Source organism: Bacillus sp. AFS018417 (genome assembly GCF_002560985.1).
GTDB classification, from domain to species: domain Bacteria; phylum Bacillota; class Bacilli; order Bacillales; family Bacillaceae_G; genus Bacillus_A; species Bacillus_A rhizoplanae.
In genome coordinates this window covers 24,905-42,700 of sequence record NZ_NTTM01000010.1, presented here as the reverse complement: position 1 = coordinate 42,700, position 17,796 = coordinate 24,905, and the positions used below count along the sequence as shown (strand labels likewise).

The 17,796-nt window shown below is 35.7% G+C and carries 16 protein-coding genes, 1 pseudogene and 2 other annotated features (1 of these 19 running past the window's edge); of the genes and pseudogenes, 4 read left to right on the top strand and 13 right to left on the bottom strand.

Going from position 1 to position 17,796, the window contains the following annotated elements:
• Positions 1-447 precede the first annotated feature (447 nt).
• Entirely contained in the window at positions 448-1,275 is an 828-nt protein-coding gene (locus tag CN326_RS05685; protein ID WP_098307109.1) for a peptidoglycan-N-acetylglucosamine deacetylase, read from the top strand.
• Positions 1,276-1,479: 204 nt separating this feature from the next.
• Here the strand turns inward: CN326_RS05685 and CN326_RS05680 are convergent, their stop codons facing one another.
• From CN326_RS05680 to CN326_RS05665, 4 genes are all read right to left on the bottom strand, one after another.
• Complete coding sequence (locus CN326_RS05680) at positions 1,480-1,920, bottom strand: sigma-70 family RNA polymerase sigma factor family protein (protein ID WP_098307107.1); 441 nt, start codon at positions 1,918-1,920, stop codon at positions 1,480-1,482.
• Between the two features lie 23 nt (positions 1,921-1,943).
• Positions 1,944-2,057: a sigma factor-like helix-turn-helix DNA-binding protein gene (locus CN326_RS25380; RefSeq protein ID WP_098307105.1), complete on the bottom strand. Its 114-nt coding sequence runs from the start codon at positions 2,055-2,057 to the stop codon at positions 1,944-1,946.
• A 180-nt stretch (positions 2,058-2,237) separates the two neighbouring features.
• Positions 2,238-2,714 (bottom strand): YbaK/EbsC family protein, encoded by a 477-nt coding sequence (locus tag CN326_RS05670; RefSeq protein ID WP_098307103.1) that lies wholly within the window; start codon positions 2,712-2,714, stop codon positions 2,238-2,240.
• Between the two features lie 143 nt (positions 2,715-2,857).
• On the bottom strand, positions 2,858-4,486 hold the full coding sequence (locus CN326_RS05665; protein WP_098307101.1) for an ABC-F family ATP-binding cassette domain-containing protein: 1,629 nt from the start codon (positions 4,484-4,486) through the stop codon (positions 2,858-2,860).
• Between the two features lie 705 nt (positions 4,487-5,191).
• On the opposite strand from CN326_RS05665, the gene CN326_RS24955 reads away from it, so the two are divergent.
• A complete protein-coding gene (locus tag CN326_RS24955) occupies positions 5,192-5,347 on the top strand; it encodes a hypothetical protein (protein ID WP_255258097.1) in 156 nt (51 codons plus the stop codon).
• Between the two features lie 155 nt (positions 5,348-5,502).
• On the opposite strand, the gene CN326_RS05650 is transcribed toward CN326_RS24955, so the two are convergent.
• Both CN326_RS05650 and CN326_RS24080 read right to left on the bottom strand, forming a co-directional pair.
• Positions 5,503-6,312, bottom strand: a complete 810-nt coding sequence (locus CN326_RS05650; RefSeq protein ID WP_098307115.1) for a YitT family protein — start codon at positions 6,310-6,312, stop codon at positions 5,503-5,505.
• 80 nt (positions 6,313-6,392) lie between these two features.
• Positions 6,393-6,502: pseudogene (locus CN326_RS24080) on the bottom strand (IS6 family transposase); the annotation flags it as partial.
• 818 nt (positions 6,503-7,320) lie between these two features.
• On the opposite strand from CN326_RS24080, the gene cdaS reads away from it, so the two are divergent.
• Complete coding sequence (gene cdaS / locus CN326_RS05645) at positions 7,321-7,944, top strand: sporulation-specific diadenylate cyclase CdaS (RefSeq protein ID WP_098307097.1); 624 nt, start codon at positions 7,321-7,323, stop codon at positions 7,942-7,944.
• A gap of 390 nt (positions 7,945-8,334) precedes the next feature.
• Here cdaS and CN326_RS05640 read toward each other — a convergent pair whose 3' ends face one another.
• On the bottom strand, positions 8,335-9,558 hold the full coding sequence (locus CN326_RS05640) for an MFS transporter (protein ID WP_098307095.1): 1,224 nt from the start codon (positions 9,556-9,558) through the stop codon (positions 8,335-8,337).
• Positions 9,559-9,876: 318 nt separating this feature from the next.
• On the opposite strand from CN326_RS05640, the gene CN326_RS05635 reads away from it, so the two are divergent.
• On the top strand, positions 9,877-10,083 hold the full coding sequence (locus CN326_RS05635) for a hypothetical protein (RefSeq protein WP_098307093.1): 207 nt from the start codon (positions 9,877-9,879) through the stop codon (positions 10,081-10,083).
• Positions 10,084-10,162: 79 nt separating this feature from the next.
• Here the strand turns inward: CN326_RS05635 and CN326_RS05630 are convergent, their stop codons facing one another.
• From CN326_RS05630 to CN326_RS05605, 6 genes are all read right to left on the bottom strand, one after another.
• The gene (locus CN326_RS05630; RefSeq protein WP_098307091.1) at positions 10,163-11,335 is read right to left on the bottom strand and encodes a GNAT family N-acetyltransferase; all 1,173 of its coding nucleotides are present in this window, start codon (positions 11,333-11,335) and stop codon (positions 10,163-10,165) included.
• A gap of 112 nt (positions 11,336-11,447) precedes the next feature.
• Entirely contained in the window at positions 11,448-12,740 is a 1,293-nt protein-coding gene (gene aroA / locus CN326_RS05625) for a 3-phosphoshikimate 1-carboxyvinyltransferase (protein ID WP_098307113.1), read from the bottom strand.
• 24 nt (positions 12,741-12,764) lie between these two features.
• Entirely contained in the window at positions 12,765-13,865 is a 1,101-nt protein-coding gene (locus CN326_RS05620; RefSeq protein ID WP_098307089.1) for a prephenate dehydrogenase, read from the bottom strand.
• A complete protein-coding gene (gene hisC / locus CN326_RS05615) occupies positions 13,858-14,952 on the bottom strand; it encodes a histidinol-phosphate transaminase (RefSeq protein WP_098307087.1) in 1,095 nt (364 codons plus the stop codon). Before hisC ends, CN326_RS05620 begins: the two co-directional genes overlap by 8 nt.
• A 15-nt stretch (positions 14,953-14,967) precedes the next feature.
• Positions 14,968-16,140: a chorismate synthase gene (aroC, locus tag CN326_RS05610; protein ID WP_098307085.1), complete on the bottom strand. Its 1,173-nt coding sequence runs from the start codon at positions 16,138-16,140 to the stop codon at positions 14,968-14,970.
• A gap of 113 nt (positions 16,141-16,253) precedes the next feature.
• Positions 16,254-16,485, bottom strand: a binding site (T-box leader).
• Positions 16,486-16,492: 7 nt separating this feature from the next.
• Positions 16,493-17,569: a bifunctional 3-deoxy-7-phosphoheptulonate synthase/chorismate mutase gene (locus CN326_RS05605; RefSeq protein ID WP_098307083.1), complete on the bottom strand. Its 1,077-nt coding sequence runs from the start codon at positions 17,567-17,569 to the stop codon at positions 16,493-16,495.
• A gap of 142 nt (positions 17,570-17,711) precedes the next feature.
• Positions 17,712-17,796 (bottom strand) — a binding site (T-box leader) (it continues 148 nt past the right edge of the window).

Below are 17,796 nucleotides of genomic sequence, written 5' to 3'. Positions count from 1 at the left end.
ACGTCTGGAGGTGCCAGAACGTTTTTCTAACACTTGCGTTTGAAAAGCGAAATGCTTCGCACGATTAAATACGAAAAGAGCCTGTCCAATAGCTTCAACATACTTCGGATTCAGTGCATTCTTGTAGATACGAATGGAAAAATATGCTTTTTTCATTGGACACGCTCCTTTCTTGTTTTGTATACACAAAGCATATCAAAAAGGAACATACGTTTCTATTTATATACTTAAAAAAAAACAAAAAAAGCGATTCATCCCCCACCTATCTGCTTCGCGCTTGAGGTGGGGGTCTTCTCGCCAGATATGATAAAAACAAAAAAATCTCACATGCGCGCCATTAATCCCTTTCATTCATGTAAACATATTTTTTTACAATACTATACATACAATTACTAATATAATAGAATGGAATGGAATGGAATTATAGAAATAGAAAGAAGGACATGTATGCGTAGCAAACCATCTCTTGTAACCTTATTTAAAAGAGCTTTTATTATGTGCGTAGGAATTTCGTGCATATATGGAGTATCCGGAGGAGCAAAATACATTGTAAATGCGAGTACAGAAGATTCCTCACAATCAGTTCAGCTAGTAAGTGAAATACAAACTTCACTGGCTCCAAAGCAAGCACCCGAACAATATAATGGTCAAGTTAGAAAAGTTGCTTATCTTACTTTTGACGATGGACCAGGAAAGTACACAGCTCAATTATTGGATATACTAAAACAAAACGATGCGAAAGCTACTTTTTTCCTGGTCGGTTCCAATGTTAAAGCATATCCCGATTTAGTAAAACGTGAAATATCAGAAGGACACTATGTTGGGATGCACAGTATGTCTCATGACTATAATAAATTGTACAAACAAGGCGGTTACGTAAATGAAATGAAAGAGGATCAAGCATTAATTGCCAATATTATTGGATATGCACCAAAATTAACACGTCCACCATACGGTTCAATGCCAGGTCTTACTGAAGCCGAACGAAATCAAGTCGTTGAAAATGATTTGCGAGTATGGGACTGGACAATTGATTCTTTAGATTGGAAATATAATAAAATACCAGTGGATGCTGCTTCTGCTCAAATTGTACAACATGTACTTGATGGTGCAAAATCAAACAATGAAATCATTCTTTTACACGATATTCATCCGCAATCCATTTCTGCTGTACCTGCTATTATTAAAGGGTTAAAGGAAAAAGGTTATGAGCTTGATAGTTATAATGAAAATGAACATTTCCCATTAAATTTTTGGCACGATAAACGAATTTAACATGGTAAAAGGCTTACATTCTATTATAAAGAATGTAAGCCTTTTATATTTTCATAATAAAGTGAAACTTTCATCAATAGAGGACTTATTGCTCTTTAATACGGATAAAATTATATTTTTCATACAGTATGTGAAATTAAATCATATCCAGTTCGCAAAGCAAATGAACCATCATTAACAATTCCTAGTAATATAATTCCTTTCTTAACTAGCTGAATGCGTATCAATATGCAAATGTCTTAACTTATCAGGATTTAAAATAATATAAATGGATTTAATTTTATTTCTTTCAAATTCAAAACTCAGTACTGCCTGTATTCCTATATGATTTCTTATTACAATTCCACTCCAACCATTTACTTCTATTTGCATCATAGAGTAGTCTTCTTGATTCGTAAGAAATTTAGTTGCTAAAGAAATAAGAAGTTGTTTTACACGCACTGCACCGTATATAGGTTTTACTGCAGCTTTTACTTTTCCGCCGCCATCTGCATAGTAAGCAACATCTTCCCGAAGAACTTCCATAACTTGATTTGTATTTCCCTGCTGAATAGCATTTATAAAACATGTGATAACTTGTTCATGATTTACCTTTACATTTTCAACCTCAATGTGCTTTTCAAGTTCTGGAAGCATTTTTTTCATTCTACTTAAAATCTTACGGCAATTCACTTCCTTTTTTGTACAATTTCAGCAATTATTTCATAGTCATATTCCAAAATTTCACGGAGTATAAAGATTGCTCTTTCAATTGGATTCAATTGTTCAAATAATACAAGCAAAGCCTCCGCCTAAAATAACAATATGTTTCATTTTAATTCCCCCTTTACCCTTAAAACGATTTGACCTCCTGACTTGTGACATATTGAAAGGTGAAATTAAGAAACAATAAACTACCTGTCCCTCCACTGAATATAGAAACAGGTAGTTTATTGTTTTAATGTGCATTCCATTTTAATAGCTCACTTTATACAAATTACTTGACCCTTTGTCATTTGTACTAGTTCATCAGGTGTTAAACGAAATATTGCTTTCGGGTGCCCTGCAGCAGCCCAAATCACATCGTACTGCAAAAGATCTTCATCAATGAATGTCATAATAGGCTCTGTATGTCCTAATGGCGGAACACCTCCGATTACAAATCCAGTATGCTTACGTACAAAATCAGCATCAGCTTTTCCTAATGTATCATCTAGCTGTTTCGTAATTTGCTTTTCATTAATTCGATTTGTTCCACTCGCGACAACTAACAGTGGTTTATCAATCGTTTTGAGCCTAAAAATAATCGATTTACCAATTTGCGCAACTTTACAGCCAATTGCTTCTGCTGCCTCTTGAGCAGTTCTTGCGCTTTCTGGTAATTCTATTACTTGATTTGCATATCCTAGCTCTAACAATTTATTTTGTACCCGTTGTGCACTTTCTTTCAAATCTTTCATGCATTTCATTCCCTTCAACTTTCTAAAATATTTACTATCTATTCTTTTTAAAAAGCAAAGACTCCTCTTATTATGCAGCATCAATTTTACCTATTCCATAAAACATAAAAAAGCATCCCCTCCATATAAGGGGATGCTAGCATTTATTTTGCTTCTTTATACATCGCTGCTACTTGTTTTTGAAGCTCTTCGTTTTCTAAATACTCATCATATGACGTTTGTTTATCAACAACACCGCTTGGCGTTACTTCAATAATTCGGTTTGCAATCGTTTGAACGAACTGATGATCATGAGATGTAAATAGAATTGTACCTTTAAATGCCATTAAACCGTTGTTTAATGCTGTAATAGACTCAAGGTCTAAATGGTTTGTTGGATCATCAAATGTTAATACGTTTGCACCGCTTAACATCATTTTAGAAAGCATACAACGCACTTTCTCTCCTCCAGATAAAACAGATACATTTTTCTTTACTTCTTCACCAGAGAATAGCATACGACCTAAGAAGCCGCGTAAGAAACTTTCAGACTCGTCTTGTGGTGAGAATTGACGCAACCACTCTACTAAGTTATACTCACTATTTTTGAAGAACTCAGAGTTATCTCGTGGGAAGTATGCTTGAGATGTTGTTACACCCCATTTAAATGAACCACTATCCGGCTCCATTTCACCCATCAAGATTTTGAATAATGTTGTCATCGCAATATCATTGCGGCCGATAAATGCAACTTTATCACCTTTATTTAAAGTGAAGTACACGTTATCTAATACTTTTTCACCGTCAATAGTTTTTGAGATGCCTTCTACTGTTAATAAATCATTACCTACTTCACGTTCTGGTGTAAAACCAACGAACGGATAACGACGAGAAGATGGTTTAATATCATCTAATGTAATTTTATCTAATAATTTCTTACGAGAAGTTGCTTGCTTCGCTTTTGAAGCGTTCGAGCTGAAACGTGCAATAAAGTTTTGTAATTCTTTTACTTTCTCTTCTTTTTTCTTATTAGCATCTTGTGTTAATTTTAATGCTAATTGACTAGACTCATACCAGAAGTCGTAGTTACCAACGTAAAGTTGAATTTTACCAAAGTCAAGATCAGCCATGTGCGTACATACTTTGTTTAAGAAGTGACGGTCATGGGATACAACGATAACTGTGTTTTCAAAGTTCATTAAGAAGTTTTCTAACCATTGAATCGCTTTTAAGTCTAAGTGGTTGGTAGGCTCATCTAGTAATAAGATATCTGGCTGACCAAATAATGCTTGTGCAAGTAATACTTTTACTTTCTCTGCCCCTGTTAACTCAGACATTTTTTTTGCATGAAGGTCTTCTCCAATGCCTAATCCTTTTAAAAGAATTGCAGCTTCTGATTCTGCTTCCCAACCGTTTAACTCAGCAAATTCGCCTTCTAACTCAGCTGCACGCATGCCATCTTCATCACTGAAATCTTCTTTCATGTAAATCGCATTCTTCTCTTGCATTACTTCATAAAGACGTGTATGCCCCATAATAACTGTTTCTAAAACTGGGAATTCTTCATATTCAAAGTGATTCTGTTTTAAAACAGCTAAACGCTCACCTGGTGTAATATGAACATCTCCTGTTGATGGATCAATTTCACCGGATAGAATTTTTAAGAATGTAGATTTACCAGCACCGTTTGCTCCGATTAAACCGTAACAGTTACCTGGTGTAAATTTTATATTAACATCTTCAAAAAGCTTACGATCTGCAAAACGTAAACTTACGTTACTTACTGTAATCATGTAGTTCCTCCTAGTAATACCGCTGTTTTCAGCGTTTTCTCGCCAATTGCCTTAAAAGTCGCAGCTTACGACTCACTTATTTTAGACTATTGCTATTATATAGTAGAACTTGAATGAATAGCAACGATAGATTCATTTTCTGCAAGGAAATCAAAGAGCTTTCTGCGGCAATTCCTCGTCTTTCTCTCATAAATTTCACTTCACTATCCTATATATTAAATGTCGTCTAAATACGATTCTCTTCCTACAAATGTATATTACTATTCTGAAAGAAGCTCAGGAAGCATAACTTTTTGTTCAAAACGCGTAGACAATACCATCAAAGGAGATGTGAATGTATGAGCTATCATAACAATCGAAATGATTCCAATGGTTTAAAGATACAACACAAAACTTCTAATTTTGATGCTTGGAAATATGAGTCTATTTATAAATATTCTCCTCTATTTTCTTATAAAAAGCTTTTCAAAACTTTTTTTCGTATCTTTTCCACAAATAACAAAAAATTAAATAGCTAAAGTTATTGATATGAAGAAAACTATTATAAGTAAACAATTAACTCATCTTTACGCTACTAAAGAGTCTTAAATATAAAATTACTCTATTAGCTTTGTTTATCTAGCTTTTGGATATTAAAGTTTTAAAAGTTATTGATAAAATGGAATTGTCATGTATTGAGACCTATAGAAGGCGGAGGGATTTGTAGTGCAGAGTCAAATTGAGTTTCAAATATATAAATTTTGTAAAGAAGAAATACCTAGACTTATTGCTCTTTCAGCTTCAGTTGGTTGGGATTATGATGAGAATGAAATCAATACAATTATGTCAGTAGGTATTGTATATGGGCATAAAATAGATTAGGGTGAAATTATTTCAAGTGCAGCCCTTATTCCTTATGGAAATAACTTAGCTTCTATAATTATAAACACAATGCTTATAAGATCTAAGACATACCGTCAGAGATAAATTCTTCCTATCCTTATATGCGGCTCTAGGTTGCATAAATGACCAGCTCATTATTCTCTTCGAAATACCCCTACCACATCGACTGTTTGTGTAATATTTACGAAAGCCTTTGGATCAATCTTGCGAATAAAATCTTTTACATCTGATAACTCGTAGCGAGTAATTACCATCATGATAACTCCCTTTTTTTCGTCAGTAAAAGCCCCTTTCGCTTCCCAAATTGTCATTCCCCGATTAAAATGAGGAAGCAGTTCTTGTTTGATGTTATTTGGCTTCGATGAAATTATAGTCAGGGTTAACTTTAATTGGGTAGTATGAACTACGTCAACGAGCCGCCCGGTTGCATAAATGAATATAATAGTATATAACGCATTTTCCCACCCAAAAATAAAACCAGAAATTGCAATAACCACTGTATTTAGAATGAAACCCAATGCTCCTACTGGAATGTCGCGTTTTTTTCTAATTACGAATGAAATGATGTCGAATCCGCCTGTTGATCCTGAAGATCGAAATATTAATCCGATAGCAACTCCCCCAAAAACTCCTCCGAATACTGAAGCAAGAAGAGGATTGGATGTTATCTTATAAACTGGGATATATTGCATAAAGATAGTTGTTGTAACAACCGAAAATATACTGTAAAAGATAAATTTCTTTCCAAGTTTAAAATATCCCAGGATAAAAATAGGTAAATTTAGAAGAGAAATCATAATCCCTGTATTTAAAGGGAACAGATGTCCTAGAATCATTGCGACTCCAGTGACCCCACCGCTAAGAATTTTATTAGGTATAAGAAAAACATTATAAGCAACACATAATAAAATTGAAGAAAGAAAAATTATTAATAACTGAATCATAACTCGGAACATTTTCCTCACCTCTTTTCGCAATAGCATCCCCATTATTGATGGATGGATTCTTTCTGATTTTGGACAGACTAATCCCTTAAATCAATCTGTTCTTTTTGGCTGTCTGAAAGGATTTGAATCCTATCATAGAACGTACTCGCTTTTTAATGAAGCGAGTAGAATTAACATGACGATACTGATGGCTTTCACAGGTGCCGCCTTCACTTTTAGAGTAATCATTATAGTGTTATTATAAATACACATGAACTTTTTATACTTAATCGAAACTTGGTTCATTCTAAAAATACTTATTAATGAGGAAAAGTTAATTATATTAATGAGGGAAAGGAGATATGACATTGAAATTTAATGGACTTGATGAAACAGATCAATAATTCATAAGTTTTGAAGCAGACTTTAAAAGGCACATCGAAATCAAAAGATTATTTCTAGACGAAAATATCTAATTTAATCAAATATATAAAATATATCCAAGAACTTCCCCATGAAGCTCTTAAGCAAAAAGAGATACTAAAAAATTGTCACCTAGAAGAAAAGGTCAGCTTCCGATGATTAAAATTATTAAATCATAACATATTGTATATAAAATTAATGGAAATCAAGTAGACATCCCGATCCAAAATCATGCTCCTAAATCTCTGCCTGTCTCTTTCTTATATGCCTCTCCTCCTTTAATGCTGGCCGCGATTACTTCAACCTCATTGAATGATTCGGTTAAAATTAACAAGTTATATTAACCGAATAACTTACTGATACTATCTTCAACTACACTAAATTGAACAAGAATGGAACCCACAAGATATGATTTGAAGATCCCTGGATTCTTCCTGCCAAGTCCCTCCTTGTTAAGAAGTATGAATTAGTGAAGATAGGATATAGGCATTTAGGTATCACCATACCTAAAAAAGAAGATGTGTTGCTTAGAAATTTACCGTTCGATGATGCTAATTCAAGCAACTACACACTATCATAAATAACAAGTGGAGGTATATGCACATGAAGTATACAGATTGCGATTTTTCACCTATGAAACAACGGATTGCAGAAAATATACAACAAATTATCCAAGCACTTCAACATAACTTAAACATGCTGGGAAATGAAAATTATTGCACACTAGGCAACCTTCAAGAGATTAAGGGAAATTTTTTACATACTCAATCAATAGCCGCTTCTTTTTATCTAAATTGTTATTTATCATCTTATACTGACACGTACAAAGACTTATCTAGCTGTGTTCAACATCTATCTGAACAGGGGCATGGTGCTTTGATTGTTGTCGAACGTCGCGACCCACTTGATGCCATCATTCAAAAAGGAACAATGGTAGGAGCTGCTGTAACTTCAACTCTATTGGAGTCCATATTTTATCCTGGAAATCCTCTTCATGACGGTGCTGTTTTAATCCGGGCTAATGAAATTGTTTCAGCAGCGAACGTTCTTCCTTTAACGATAAAAGATCTAGGGAAAAAGAAAGTAGGGACACGGCATCGTGCCGCGCTGGGAGTAACGGAACAAAGCGATGCTCTTGCACTAGTTGTATCTGAGGAGACACGAGCGATTTCCTTTGCCTTAAATGGGAAGCTCTATCCAATTGTTGCCCAGCCACTCTTTACATGAAAAGAACACTCTCATTAGAATCTTGCTTCTCGCTCTTTAATATTAAGTAATGTTTAACGATTGTTGCCACGAATTTAAAGAAACTGACAAGCTAGATATGGAAGAAACATATTCAACTTGAAACTTGCCCTATACACGACAATACCCCCATTCAAGTCTCTCAATGAAATGGGGGTGCCGATAATCTGAAGAAATCTATCCATTCACTTTATTATAAAGACGGGCGTTGGCGATTTAAATTTGCCATCTCAATAGTCGAAACAGCAGCCTCCCAACCCTTGTTTCTGGCTTTTGTGCCGGAACGCTCAGTCGTTTCCGTTGTCAATTTCTCGGTTTTATAAACGAGGAATTAGGATTTCCTTTACATTGTAAATTCATATTTTCTCGGCTCTATCCAATTGTATTATGAACATTCATTTTCTCGTTTTTCGTTTTAAGTAAAACAAAAGATAGTCCAGCCGAAATACAAATAAGTATAGCTCCAAATATATAAACCATTCTGATACCCAGGTATTCAGCTATAAGGGCAATTATAAAAATAGAAAGACTCGAAATCGTTGATAGCAGCACGCTACGAGATGCATATACTTTTGGAAGTAATGACACCTCTATATTTGTTTGAAATGCAGTTTGCTGTGCTACATCCCGTATTTGATATGCCGGCCCCATGGCAATACAGAGTATAAGTGATAAGACAGGAATACTACTAAGCCCATATAACAAAGTAAGAATGCTAAATAAAAAAGATCCTGCTACCATACTGAGTATAAGATTTTTTTGAATCTTTTTCGCTAGATATATTGTTATAAACCCTCCTACAATTGTACCGATATAATAACTAGCGTTAATGTAACCCCACCATTGCTCTCCTTTGTGAAGTACCTCCTTTACATAAACCAATGTAATCGCACCAACCCATATTTGACCTGCAATCCCTTCAATTACATCCATTAACGTAACCAATCGCAAGGTTGAGTTACTCCAAAGGTGAATCCACCCTTCCTTCATAAGGGTCCATTTGGATGCCTCATGATTTTGTGTTATCTGATCATAAAAAGAGCGAATTGCTATATACAAACAAACGATAGAAATCCATAACAAGACAGCCGTTATTAGTAAAGTAGGAATATGTCCTATTTTTACGACAATAAGTCCTGTCAGAGTATAACCGCCAATTTGTACCGCTTGATTAGAAATACTTAACAAGCTATTAGCTTTCACGAGCTCTTCCTTTAAAACAATTTGGGGAACTATAGAATTTAATAAAGGACTCCCCCATCCTTCTACGAAAGAAAGTATCAATATGTAAGCGAATAAAATATAAATATGAGAAGTTAAGAATGTAAATCCTAATAGTAATAAAGTGATCAAAATGGTTTTAGTAATTTGTAAGTTTACAAGTGTTTTTGACATAGAAGTATTTTGTAGGATTAGTGGTGCTGACAAGCCAGCTATTAATCTTGTAAGGGCCTTAAAAAAAGGAAATAAAGAAGCGAATAATACAGATTCTGTTTTCTGATAAATATAAGTCGTAATGACCATGATGTATACGACATCAGCTAATGAGATGCTTGTTTGAGCTATCCAAAATGAATAAAATCTATAATTTTTCATCGCCACCTCCAAATAAGAAATACAATTTAATTATAATTATTATAAAATAAATATTATTAAAAATAAATAGAAATTGAACGGGCGCTATATATATTCAGAATACAAACTGAAGATATGAGTACATAGCATTTTTTTTAATGAACTGTAAACAATTGAATGCTCTTATCGATGGAGTAAAAGTGAAATAACCACTTCCTGAAGGTAGAAATTACAAACAAGAAAAAGAACCTTTACAATCCTAATTAAAATTCACCTGCACACTTCAAACAAACGAAAGAATATACTATTTCATACATGATCCATTGGAGTGAACATATTATGAACCTCTTTCTAACAAGGGTTGTTGCTGGCATTCCTGTAGCAACCCCTTCTGCCGTTCACGTTGCTGCTATTCATACAGCAAGCCCCGTTGTAGGAGTTGTAACGCCTTTCATTTGGCCATATCCACCCATTCACTTATCAGTAACACATCCACAAGTCAGCTATTATTACCATCACATTCCTACAATATATAGAAAATATTGATGAACCATTTAATTTTTAAGAACATAAAAAGCGCTATTTTCACATAGCACTTTTTATGTTCTTTATCTATTCACAGCAATTAAAAGAAATCATAAATAAATGGTTGCTGGGAAGGAATCAAGTTTTCAAATTGATTTATGTCTTCTTCTGTTCCGGAAATGATACCTATTTGATTTAATTCCCATGGACTTCTATAGCCGAAAAGAGCTGTAGACAAAGCATTAATATTTAGGTGTACGCCTTTTTCTTTCAACGCTATAGCTTCTTCTTCTTTTACCATAACTACCTCTTTATCTCGTAATAAGACTGTCTGATTATTCCAAGGTGCAAATGAATCAGAAATATGTAAAATAAGCTCTTCCTCGTTATGTTCCCAAGCAAATGGATATTGCTTAATAAAACGCTCAACATCTACGATTCTAACCATAAAGTAAGGTTTTATTTCAGCCTTAACACGAGGCTCTTGCAGTGAAAACAGCAATGGTTCTTTTTCATGAACAATCATTTCAAGCTCTTGAATCATCGAATCATGCTGACAAATAAAATTCCATAAACCGCTTCTAGCCTCACTGTTTAATGGCACAAATTCTTCTACTTTCATCTTAGAACTCTCTATTTTATAAAGTATATAACCTGTAGGTTCATCAACTTGATTATAATAAACAGCTGCATGCAGATCACCATAAACAAAATCCAACCAGAAATCCTGATTACGAACTAACATACCAGAATATCTTTTTGCAAATTGCTCATATACAATTTCAACCTCTTTCAAATGTGATTCCTTATTAAAACGTTTTATACTTCCTGGTACGTGTTCTTTCATGATTAAATCAGCTTTTGATAATGAGCAAACAAGGCGATTCGCAAACAATTCCCATCCATACTTCCTATAAAAAGAAACAGAAAATGGGTGTAGCATTGAAACGCTATAACCATCTTGTCTCATTGTCTCTAATACGTACTTTAATAGTTTTTTTACATACCCATTGCGTCTAAATTCTGGATATGTAGCTACCCCTGCAATTCCACCCATTTTGAACTTTTCTTCACCTAAAAAGATTTCAAACGGAATTAGGTGTAATTTTGCGGCAAGCTCTTTTCCTTCTAATATCCCAAATATTTGATGATACTTTTTAAAAAGCTGAAGACGTTTTTCAATTTGATCTTCTGGTACTTTATATTGAAAGGCATATTCAGATAGTCTGACTGCCTCTCGATGTTGTTCTTCTAATAATTGAGTTACTTCCATGCTCCCGCTCTCCCTCCATCGTATTACTAACTGCACATGCACAATGAAATATAACACAATAATCAGAAAACATAAATCTTTCAAATGAAAACCCGATAGATTTTATATCAATCTACCGGGTTTCTAACTTCAATTTCTCAATTTCTTCAAAAAATCCCGGATACGATACTCCAACAGCTTCCGCATCCTGAATTAATGTTTCTCCCTCAGCAATGCATCCAGCCACTGCAAGCATCATTCCAATCCGATGATCACCATGACTATTTACGGTATTTCCCTTTAATGATGTTTTCCCATAAATAATCATACCATCGTTCGTTGCTTCTATACGCGCCCCTAATTTTGTTAATTCTTCTACAACGGTATCAATTCGATTTGTTTCCTTCACTTTTAATTCATGTGCATCTTTGATAATTGTAATACCTTCTGCTTGCGTTGCTGCAAGAGCGATAATTGGAATTTCATCAATTAATTTTGGAATCATATCGCCGCCAATCTCAATTCCTTTTAACTTTGATGTTTCAATTATAAGATTAGCAGCAGGTTCTGCAGCATCTGTATCATATTGTTCAATTTCTAACTTTGCTCCCATTTTTGTAAGAGCATCGATAATTCCCGTTCTTGTTGGATTGATTCCAACATTTTTTAATGTAAGTTTGCTATTCGGAGTGATGGCACCGCCTACTAGGAAAAATGCAGCCGATGAAATGTCTCCTGGTACATGAATGTTCGTACCTTTTAGCTGTTGCCCACCTTCTATTGAAACTTTTGTTCCATCTCGTTTTACTTGTACACCAAATGCTTGAAGCATTCTTTCCGTATGATCTCGTGATATATGAGGTTCTGTAACACTTGTTACACCCTGCGCTCTAAGGCCTGCTAATAAAATAGCAGATTTTACTTGAGCACTTGCAACAGGTGAAATATAATCAATCGCTTGAAGATTTCCTCCTCGTATCGTTAGCGGTGTATACGTTCCGTCTTCTCTTCCATCAATTGTTGCTCGCATTAGACTAAGCGGTTTTGTAACGCGTTTCATTGGTCGTTTTCCAATTGAAGCATCACCTTGCAAACAAAAATGAAGATTTGTATTCGCTAATATTCCAAGCAATAAACGAATCGTTGTACCAGAATTCCCAACATCAAGTACTCGCTTCGCTTCTTGTAAACCTTCAATTCCTGCTCCAATTATCTCTACTTCATCTCCGTTTTGCGTTATCGATACGCCCATCTCGCGAAAACAAGAAATAGTACTTAAACAGTCTGCTCCTGGTAAAAAACCTTTAATCGTTGTTTTTCCGTGGGCGATTGCGCCAAACATGACAGAACGATGCGAAATTGATTTATCACCTGGAATAATAATCTTTCCTTGCAAACCTTCTATAGCTGTTTGTACAGTTTTCATATTTGTTACGGCACCTTCTTTCATTTAAATATTTTCATATGTTTGATACTGTTCATGCTGTAAAGATTGCGTTGCTCTCATACGATCCTCTTCTGTTTGAAAGCTAATACGTAACACCCCGAGTAATCCTTCACGCGCTTCTAGTATTTGCAAGTTTGTAATACTAATCTCTTGCTTTGCAAGTATGCTTGTAATATGCGCTAACGCCCCTACTTTATCTAAAACATCAACGTATAAATCATGATAAGCAGGAATCGCACCGCTTTTACGAACAGGCATGGAATCACGGTATTCTTTTGCATTCGCAAAGTAAGTGTGTAGTACTTCTGCATCTCCTTCTGCGACTGTATGCTGTAATTGCTTCATTTCCATAATCCATTCCTCTAATAACTGTAATAAATGAGTACGGTTTTGTCTTACAATATCACTCCACATTTTCGGACTACTAGAAGCGATGCGGGTAATATCTTTAAAACCGCCAGCTGCCAGCATATGAATCAATGGATTGTCACCCGCATGTTTTTCTACTTGTTTAACTAAGCCTGCAGCAATTAAATGCGGAAAATGACTCACAACACCTGTTACATAATCATGTTCCTCTGTATTTAACACAAGAAAATGCGAACGCGTTCCCTTTAACCAAGCCTTTAATTGTTCGACTTTCTCCGTCTGAACAGTATTCATTGGCGTTAAAATGTAGTAGGCATTTTCAAATAAGTGTGCCTTCGCACTTTCTACACCCGTTTTATGAGATCCTGCCATCGGATGCCCACCAATAAACGTAATACCGTTTTCTAGTAACGTCTCAGCTTCATTCATAATTGTTCCTTTTGTACTCCCGACATCCGTAACGATAACATCTTCACGCAATTGATATGAAGCAAGTTTTCTAAGCAATTTTGTTGTTTCTTCGACAGGAGATGCAAAGATAATTAAATGTGCTTCTTCACACATTGTCTTTAAGTCCACTCCCACTTCATCGATTACATTCAATCGTTTTGCACGTTTTACTTGTTCACTTTGAATGTCATAACCAGTAATGGTTACACTATGTTCTCGCTTAATTGCTAAAGCAAGTGAACCGCCAATTAGTCCTGTTCCAATTAATACAACTTTTTTACACATGCGCCTCATCTCGAGACCTACTATTATTAAAATGTTGTGTTAACACTGCAATCACTCCTTCATTTTGCTCACTCGTGCCAATCGTGATCCGAACACCATTCGGAAACGGACGAATGATATACCCAGCGTGTGCACAAAGTTCATAAACTGTTTGTGCATCTTCTAACGGTAGAAAGATAAAATTTGTTTGAGACGAATAAAACGAAATTTCATTTTCTTTGCAAAATCTTTCATATTGCTCCAAGCCTTCTCGATTTGCACGAATTGTCTTTTGTAAAAACTGTTCATCGTTCCATGCAAGCACTGCTGCTTTTTGTGCAAGTGCTGACACATTAAATGGAAGGCGAACGACATTCAATTTCTCAATTATTGCTTCATTCCCAATTGCATAACCAACTCGAAATGCAGCTAATCCATACGCTTTTGAAAATGTTCTTAATATAAGAAGGTTCTTATACTCTTTTAATAATGAAATTGTATCTGGAAGATCACTCGCTGTGACATATTCATAATATGCTTCATCAATCACAACCAATGTTTCTTTATGAACTTCCCTCATAAATTCACGTAATTTTCGGTCATTTACATATGTTCCTGTTGGATTATTCGGGTTACAAATCCAAACAATCTTTGTTTTCCCATCGATTGCTGACGCAATTTCATCTAAGTTATAAGTTCCATTCTGCAACGGAACTTCCTTCACCTCACACCCCTCGATTACTGCGTGATGACGATATTGCGGAAATGTTTCTCCAGCCGTAACGACATTATCTCCTTGACAAAGCATCGTTCGGCTAATGATTTGAATCACTTCATCAAGCCCACTTCCACATAAAATTTCTTCCTTTTTAACATGTAGTTTTTCCGCAATTGTTTGACGGAGTTCAACCGCTCCCCCGTCTGGGTATAAAGCATGTTCATTCCACTCTCCTTGTAACCCTTCCATAACACGAGGTGAACAGCCAAATGGATTTTCATTTGAAGCTAATTTTACAAATGAATGAAAACCATAATCTTCTTGCATTTGTTTTGCCGATTTACCCGGTTTATATGGTTGCAGTGTTCCTAATTGTTCTTTTACTTTCACGAAAATCCCTCCTTTTTAAAATTCTTTTGCGTACTTGTTATGCTGAGCAATATTATGTTTAATAAGATCCATACGATCTTTCCCAAACTGTTCTACTAATGTAGTTGCCAGCTCCCACGCAACAACTGATTCTGCTACTACACTTGCTGCTGGTACTGCACAGCTATCTGAACGTTCAATACTTGCTTGAAACGTTTCCTTTGTGTCAATATCTACACTTGCCAGTGGTTTATATAATGTAGGAATTGGTTTCATAACACCTCTCACAACAATTGGCATACCTGTTGTCATCCCGCCTTCTAACCCGCCAGCGTTATTCGTTTTTCGTGTGTAACCCGTTTCTTCATCCCATAAAATTTCATCATGAACAGCACTCCCTGGTTGCCAGGATGCCTCAAAACCAATGCCAATTTCAGCACCTTTAAACGCATTAATACTCATGATGGCTGCAGCTAATTTTGCATCTAATTTCCGGTCATAATGAACGTAACTCCCAACACCAATCGGCATGCCTTCAGCAATTACCTCAACGATTCCGCCAATGGAATCTCCATTACTTTTCGCTGCATCAATCGCTTCCATCATCGCTTGCTCTGCTTCTTGATCTAAGCAGCGAACAGATGAGTTTTCTGAAATAACCTGCAGCTCTGCTAATGATACATGTGGAACTTGCTTGGCTTTCACACCACCAATTTCAAGCACATGCCCTGCGATAGTTACTCCTAATTCTGTTAAAATCTTTTTTGCAATAGCTCCTACCGCTACTCTCACAGTCGTCTCTCTTGCTGAAGAACGCTCCAATACATTACGTATATCACGATGACCATATTTAATTGCTCCATTTAAATCAGCATGCCCTGGACGTGGTTTTGTAATCGTTCGTTTCATTTCTTTACTTTCTTGTTCAGAAATCGGTTCAGCGCTCATTACTTTTGTCCAATGCTTGAAATCATCATTTTTCACAACTAATGTAATTGGCGAACCAAGCGTATAGCCATGACGCACACCACTTACAATTTCAACAGTATCCGTTTCAATTTGCATACGTCTTCCGCGGCCGTGACCTTTTTGTCGTCTTAATAACTCTATATTAATATCTTCCGCAGTTAAAGAAAGACCAGAAGGAACACCCTCCAAAATAACTGTCAACTGCGGACCATGTGATTCTCCAGCTGTTATATATCTCATCTTTGTTTCCCCTTTACGATTTTATCCTGCTACTTTTAGACAGCGAAAGCTTATATGTAGCCTCTCCACTACTGGAAGTTCACCCTATAAAAAAGCCCCTACTGATTCAGCTCAGTAGGGGCGATGATATCGCGGTACCACCCTAGTTATAGACAAGTATGTCTATCTCTTTTTATTGTTAACGATCATATTGACCGTCTTTCCCTTCATAAAGACTTCTATCTTTACTACGAAAAAGATGCTCCAGGGCTGTAATTCACATTTACCTTTGTACTGATTTCCACCAACCATCAGCTCTCTGTAACAAGGAGATAAATACTACTGTTTTCCTTTCAACGCAATATCTATTTAATTATGATAACTTATTTTTAAATCCTTTTAACTCTTCCATGAATGCATGGAACTGTGGAATATCCATTTGCTGTGCGGAATCTGATAATGCAACCGCTGGGTCTGGATGCACTTCTGCCATAACTGCATCTGCACCGATTGCTAGTGCTGCTTTCGCAGTTGGAAGAAGTAAGTCTTTTCGTCCTGTTGAATGTGTTACATCCACAACAACCGGTAAATGTGTTTCTTTCTTTAAAATTGGTACTGCTGAAATATCAAGTGTATTACGCGTTGCTTTTTCGTATGTGCGAATACCACGCTCACATAAAATAATTTGATCGTTTCCTTGTGCAATAATGTATTCTGCTGCATGGACAAACTCATCAATTGTCGCTGCTAAACCACGTTTTAATAATACTGGTTTATTTACCTTTCCAACAGCTCTTAATAAATCAAAGTTTTGCATATTACGAGCGCCTACTTGAATCACATCAACATAATCAAGCGCCATTTCTACATCATTTGGATTTAAGATTTCACTAATGATTGCTAAATCAAACTCGTCTGCTACTTGGCGTAAAATTTGCAAACCCTCTATTCCTAATCCTTGGAAATCGTAAGGGGATGTTCTCGGTTTGAACGCACCGCCGCGCATTAATTTTATACCTTGTTCTTTCATTGCCTGAGCAACTTGGCGAACTTGATCTAAACTTTCAACTGCGCAAGGTCCCATAATAAATGTTTGTACACCGCTACCTAATAATTCACCTTTTACATCAACAACTGTGTTTTCTTGTTTCTTTTTACGTGAAACTAATAATGCTTTACGATTGTCATCTTCTTGCAATTCTAAACTTGCTTTAAAAATTGTTTTGAAAATATGTTGCACTGTAGATGTTTCAAATGGCCCTTCGTTATGTTCAGCAATCATATCAAGTACTTCACGCTCACGAACAGGATCGAAGCGTTTCGTACCTTGCAGTTTCTTTTGTTGACCAATTTCTTGAACAACCTTTGCACGCTCATTTAATAAGTGCAGAAGTTGTAAGTTAATTTCATCCACCTGTTTACGTAATTGTTCTAATTCATGATTTCCCATTGAAAATTCCTCCTTGTATCATTTGAAAATTTATAATAGGGGATTGAAAATTCCCTATTTTCTAAACCTAATATTTGTAACAAAAGAAGGTTGGTAACGATTCCTTGTGAAAAATATACAAAAAACCCCTACTGATCCAATCAGTAGGGACGATTATTATCGCGGTACCACCCTAGTTGCAGACAAAATTGTCTACCTCTCTTCTTTGTTAACGATCACACTGACCG

Coding starts and splice junctions, on each gene's coding strand:
- CN326_RS05685 (WP_098307109.1), top strand. CDS start 448: ATGCGTAGCAAACCATCTCTTGTAACCTTATTTAAAAGAGCTTTTATT.
- CN326_RS05680 (WP_098307107.1), bottom strand. CDS start 1,920: ATGAAAAAAATGCTTCCAGAACTTGAAAAGCACATTGAGGTTGAAAAT.
- CN326_RS05670 (WP_098307103.1), bottom strand. CDS start 2,714: ATGAAAGATTTGAAAGAAAGTGCACAACGGGTACAAAATAAATTGTTA.
- CN326_RS05665 (WP_098307101.1), bottom strand. CDS start 4,486: ATGATTACAGTAAGTAACGTAAGTTTACGTTTTGCAGATCGTAAGCTT.
- CN326_RS05650 (WP_098307115.1), bottom strand. CDS start 6,312: ATGATTCAGTTATTAATAATTTTTCTTTCTTCAATTTTATTATGTGTT.
- cdaS (WP_098307097.1), top strand. CDS start 7,321: ATGAAGTATACAGATTGCGATTTTTCACCTATGAAACAACGGATTGCA.
- CN326_RS05640 (WP_098307095.1), bottom strand. CDS start 9,558: ATGAAAAATTATAGATTTTATTCATTTTGGATAGCTCAAACAAGCATC.
- CN326_RS05635 (WP_098307093.1), top strand. CDS start 9,877: ATGAACCTCTTTCTAACAAGGGTTGTTGCTGGCATTCCTGTAGCAACC.
- CN326_RS05630 (WP_098307091.1), bottom strand. CDS start 11,335: ATGGAAGTAACTCAATTATTAGAAGAACAACATCGAGAGGCAGTCAGA.
- aroA (WP_098307113.1), bottom strand. CDS start 12,740: ATGAAAACTGTACAAACAGCTATAGAAGGTTTGCAAGGAAAGATTATT.
- CN326_RS05620 (WP_098307089.1), bottom strand. CDS start 13,865: ATGTGTAAAAAAGTTGTATTAATTGGAACAGGACTAATTGGCGGTTCA.
- aroC (WP_098307085.1), bottom strand. CDS start 16,140: ATGAGATATATAACAGCTGGAGAATCACATGGTCCGCAGTTGACAGTT.
- CN326_RS05605 (WP_098307083.1), bottom strand. CDS start 17,569: ATGGGAAATCATGAATTAGAACAATTACGTAAACAGGTGGATGAAATT.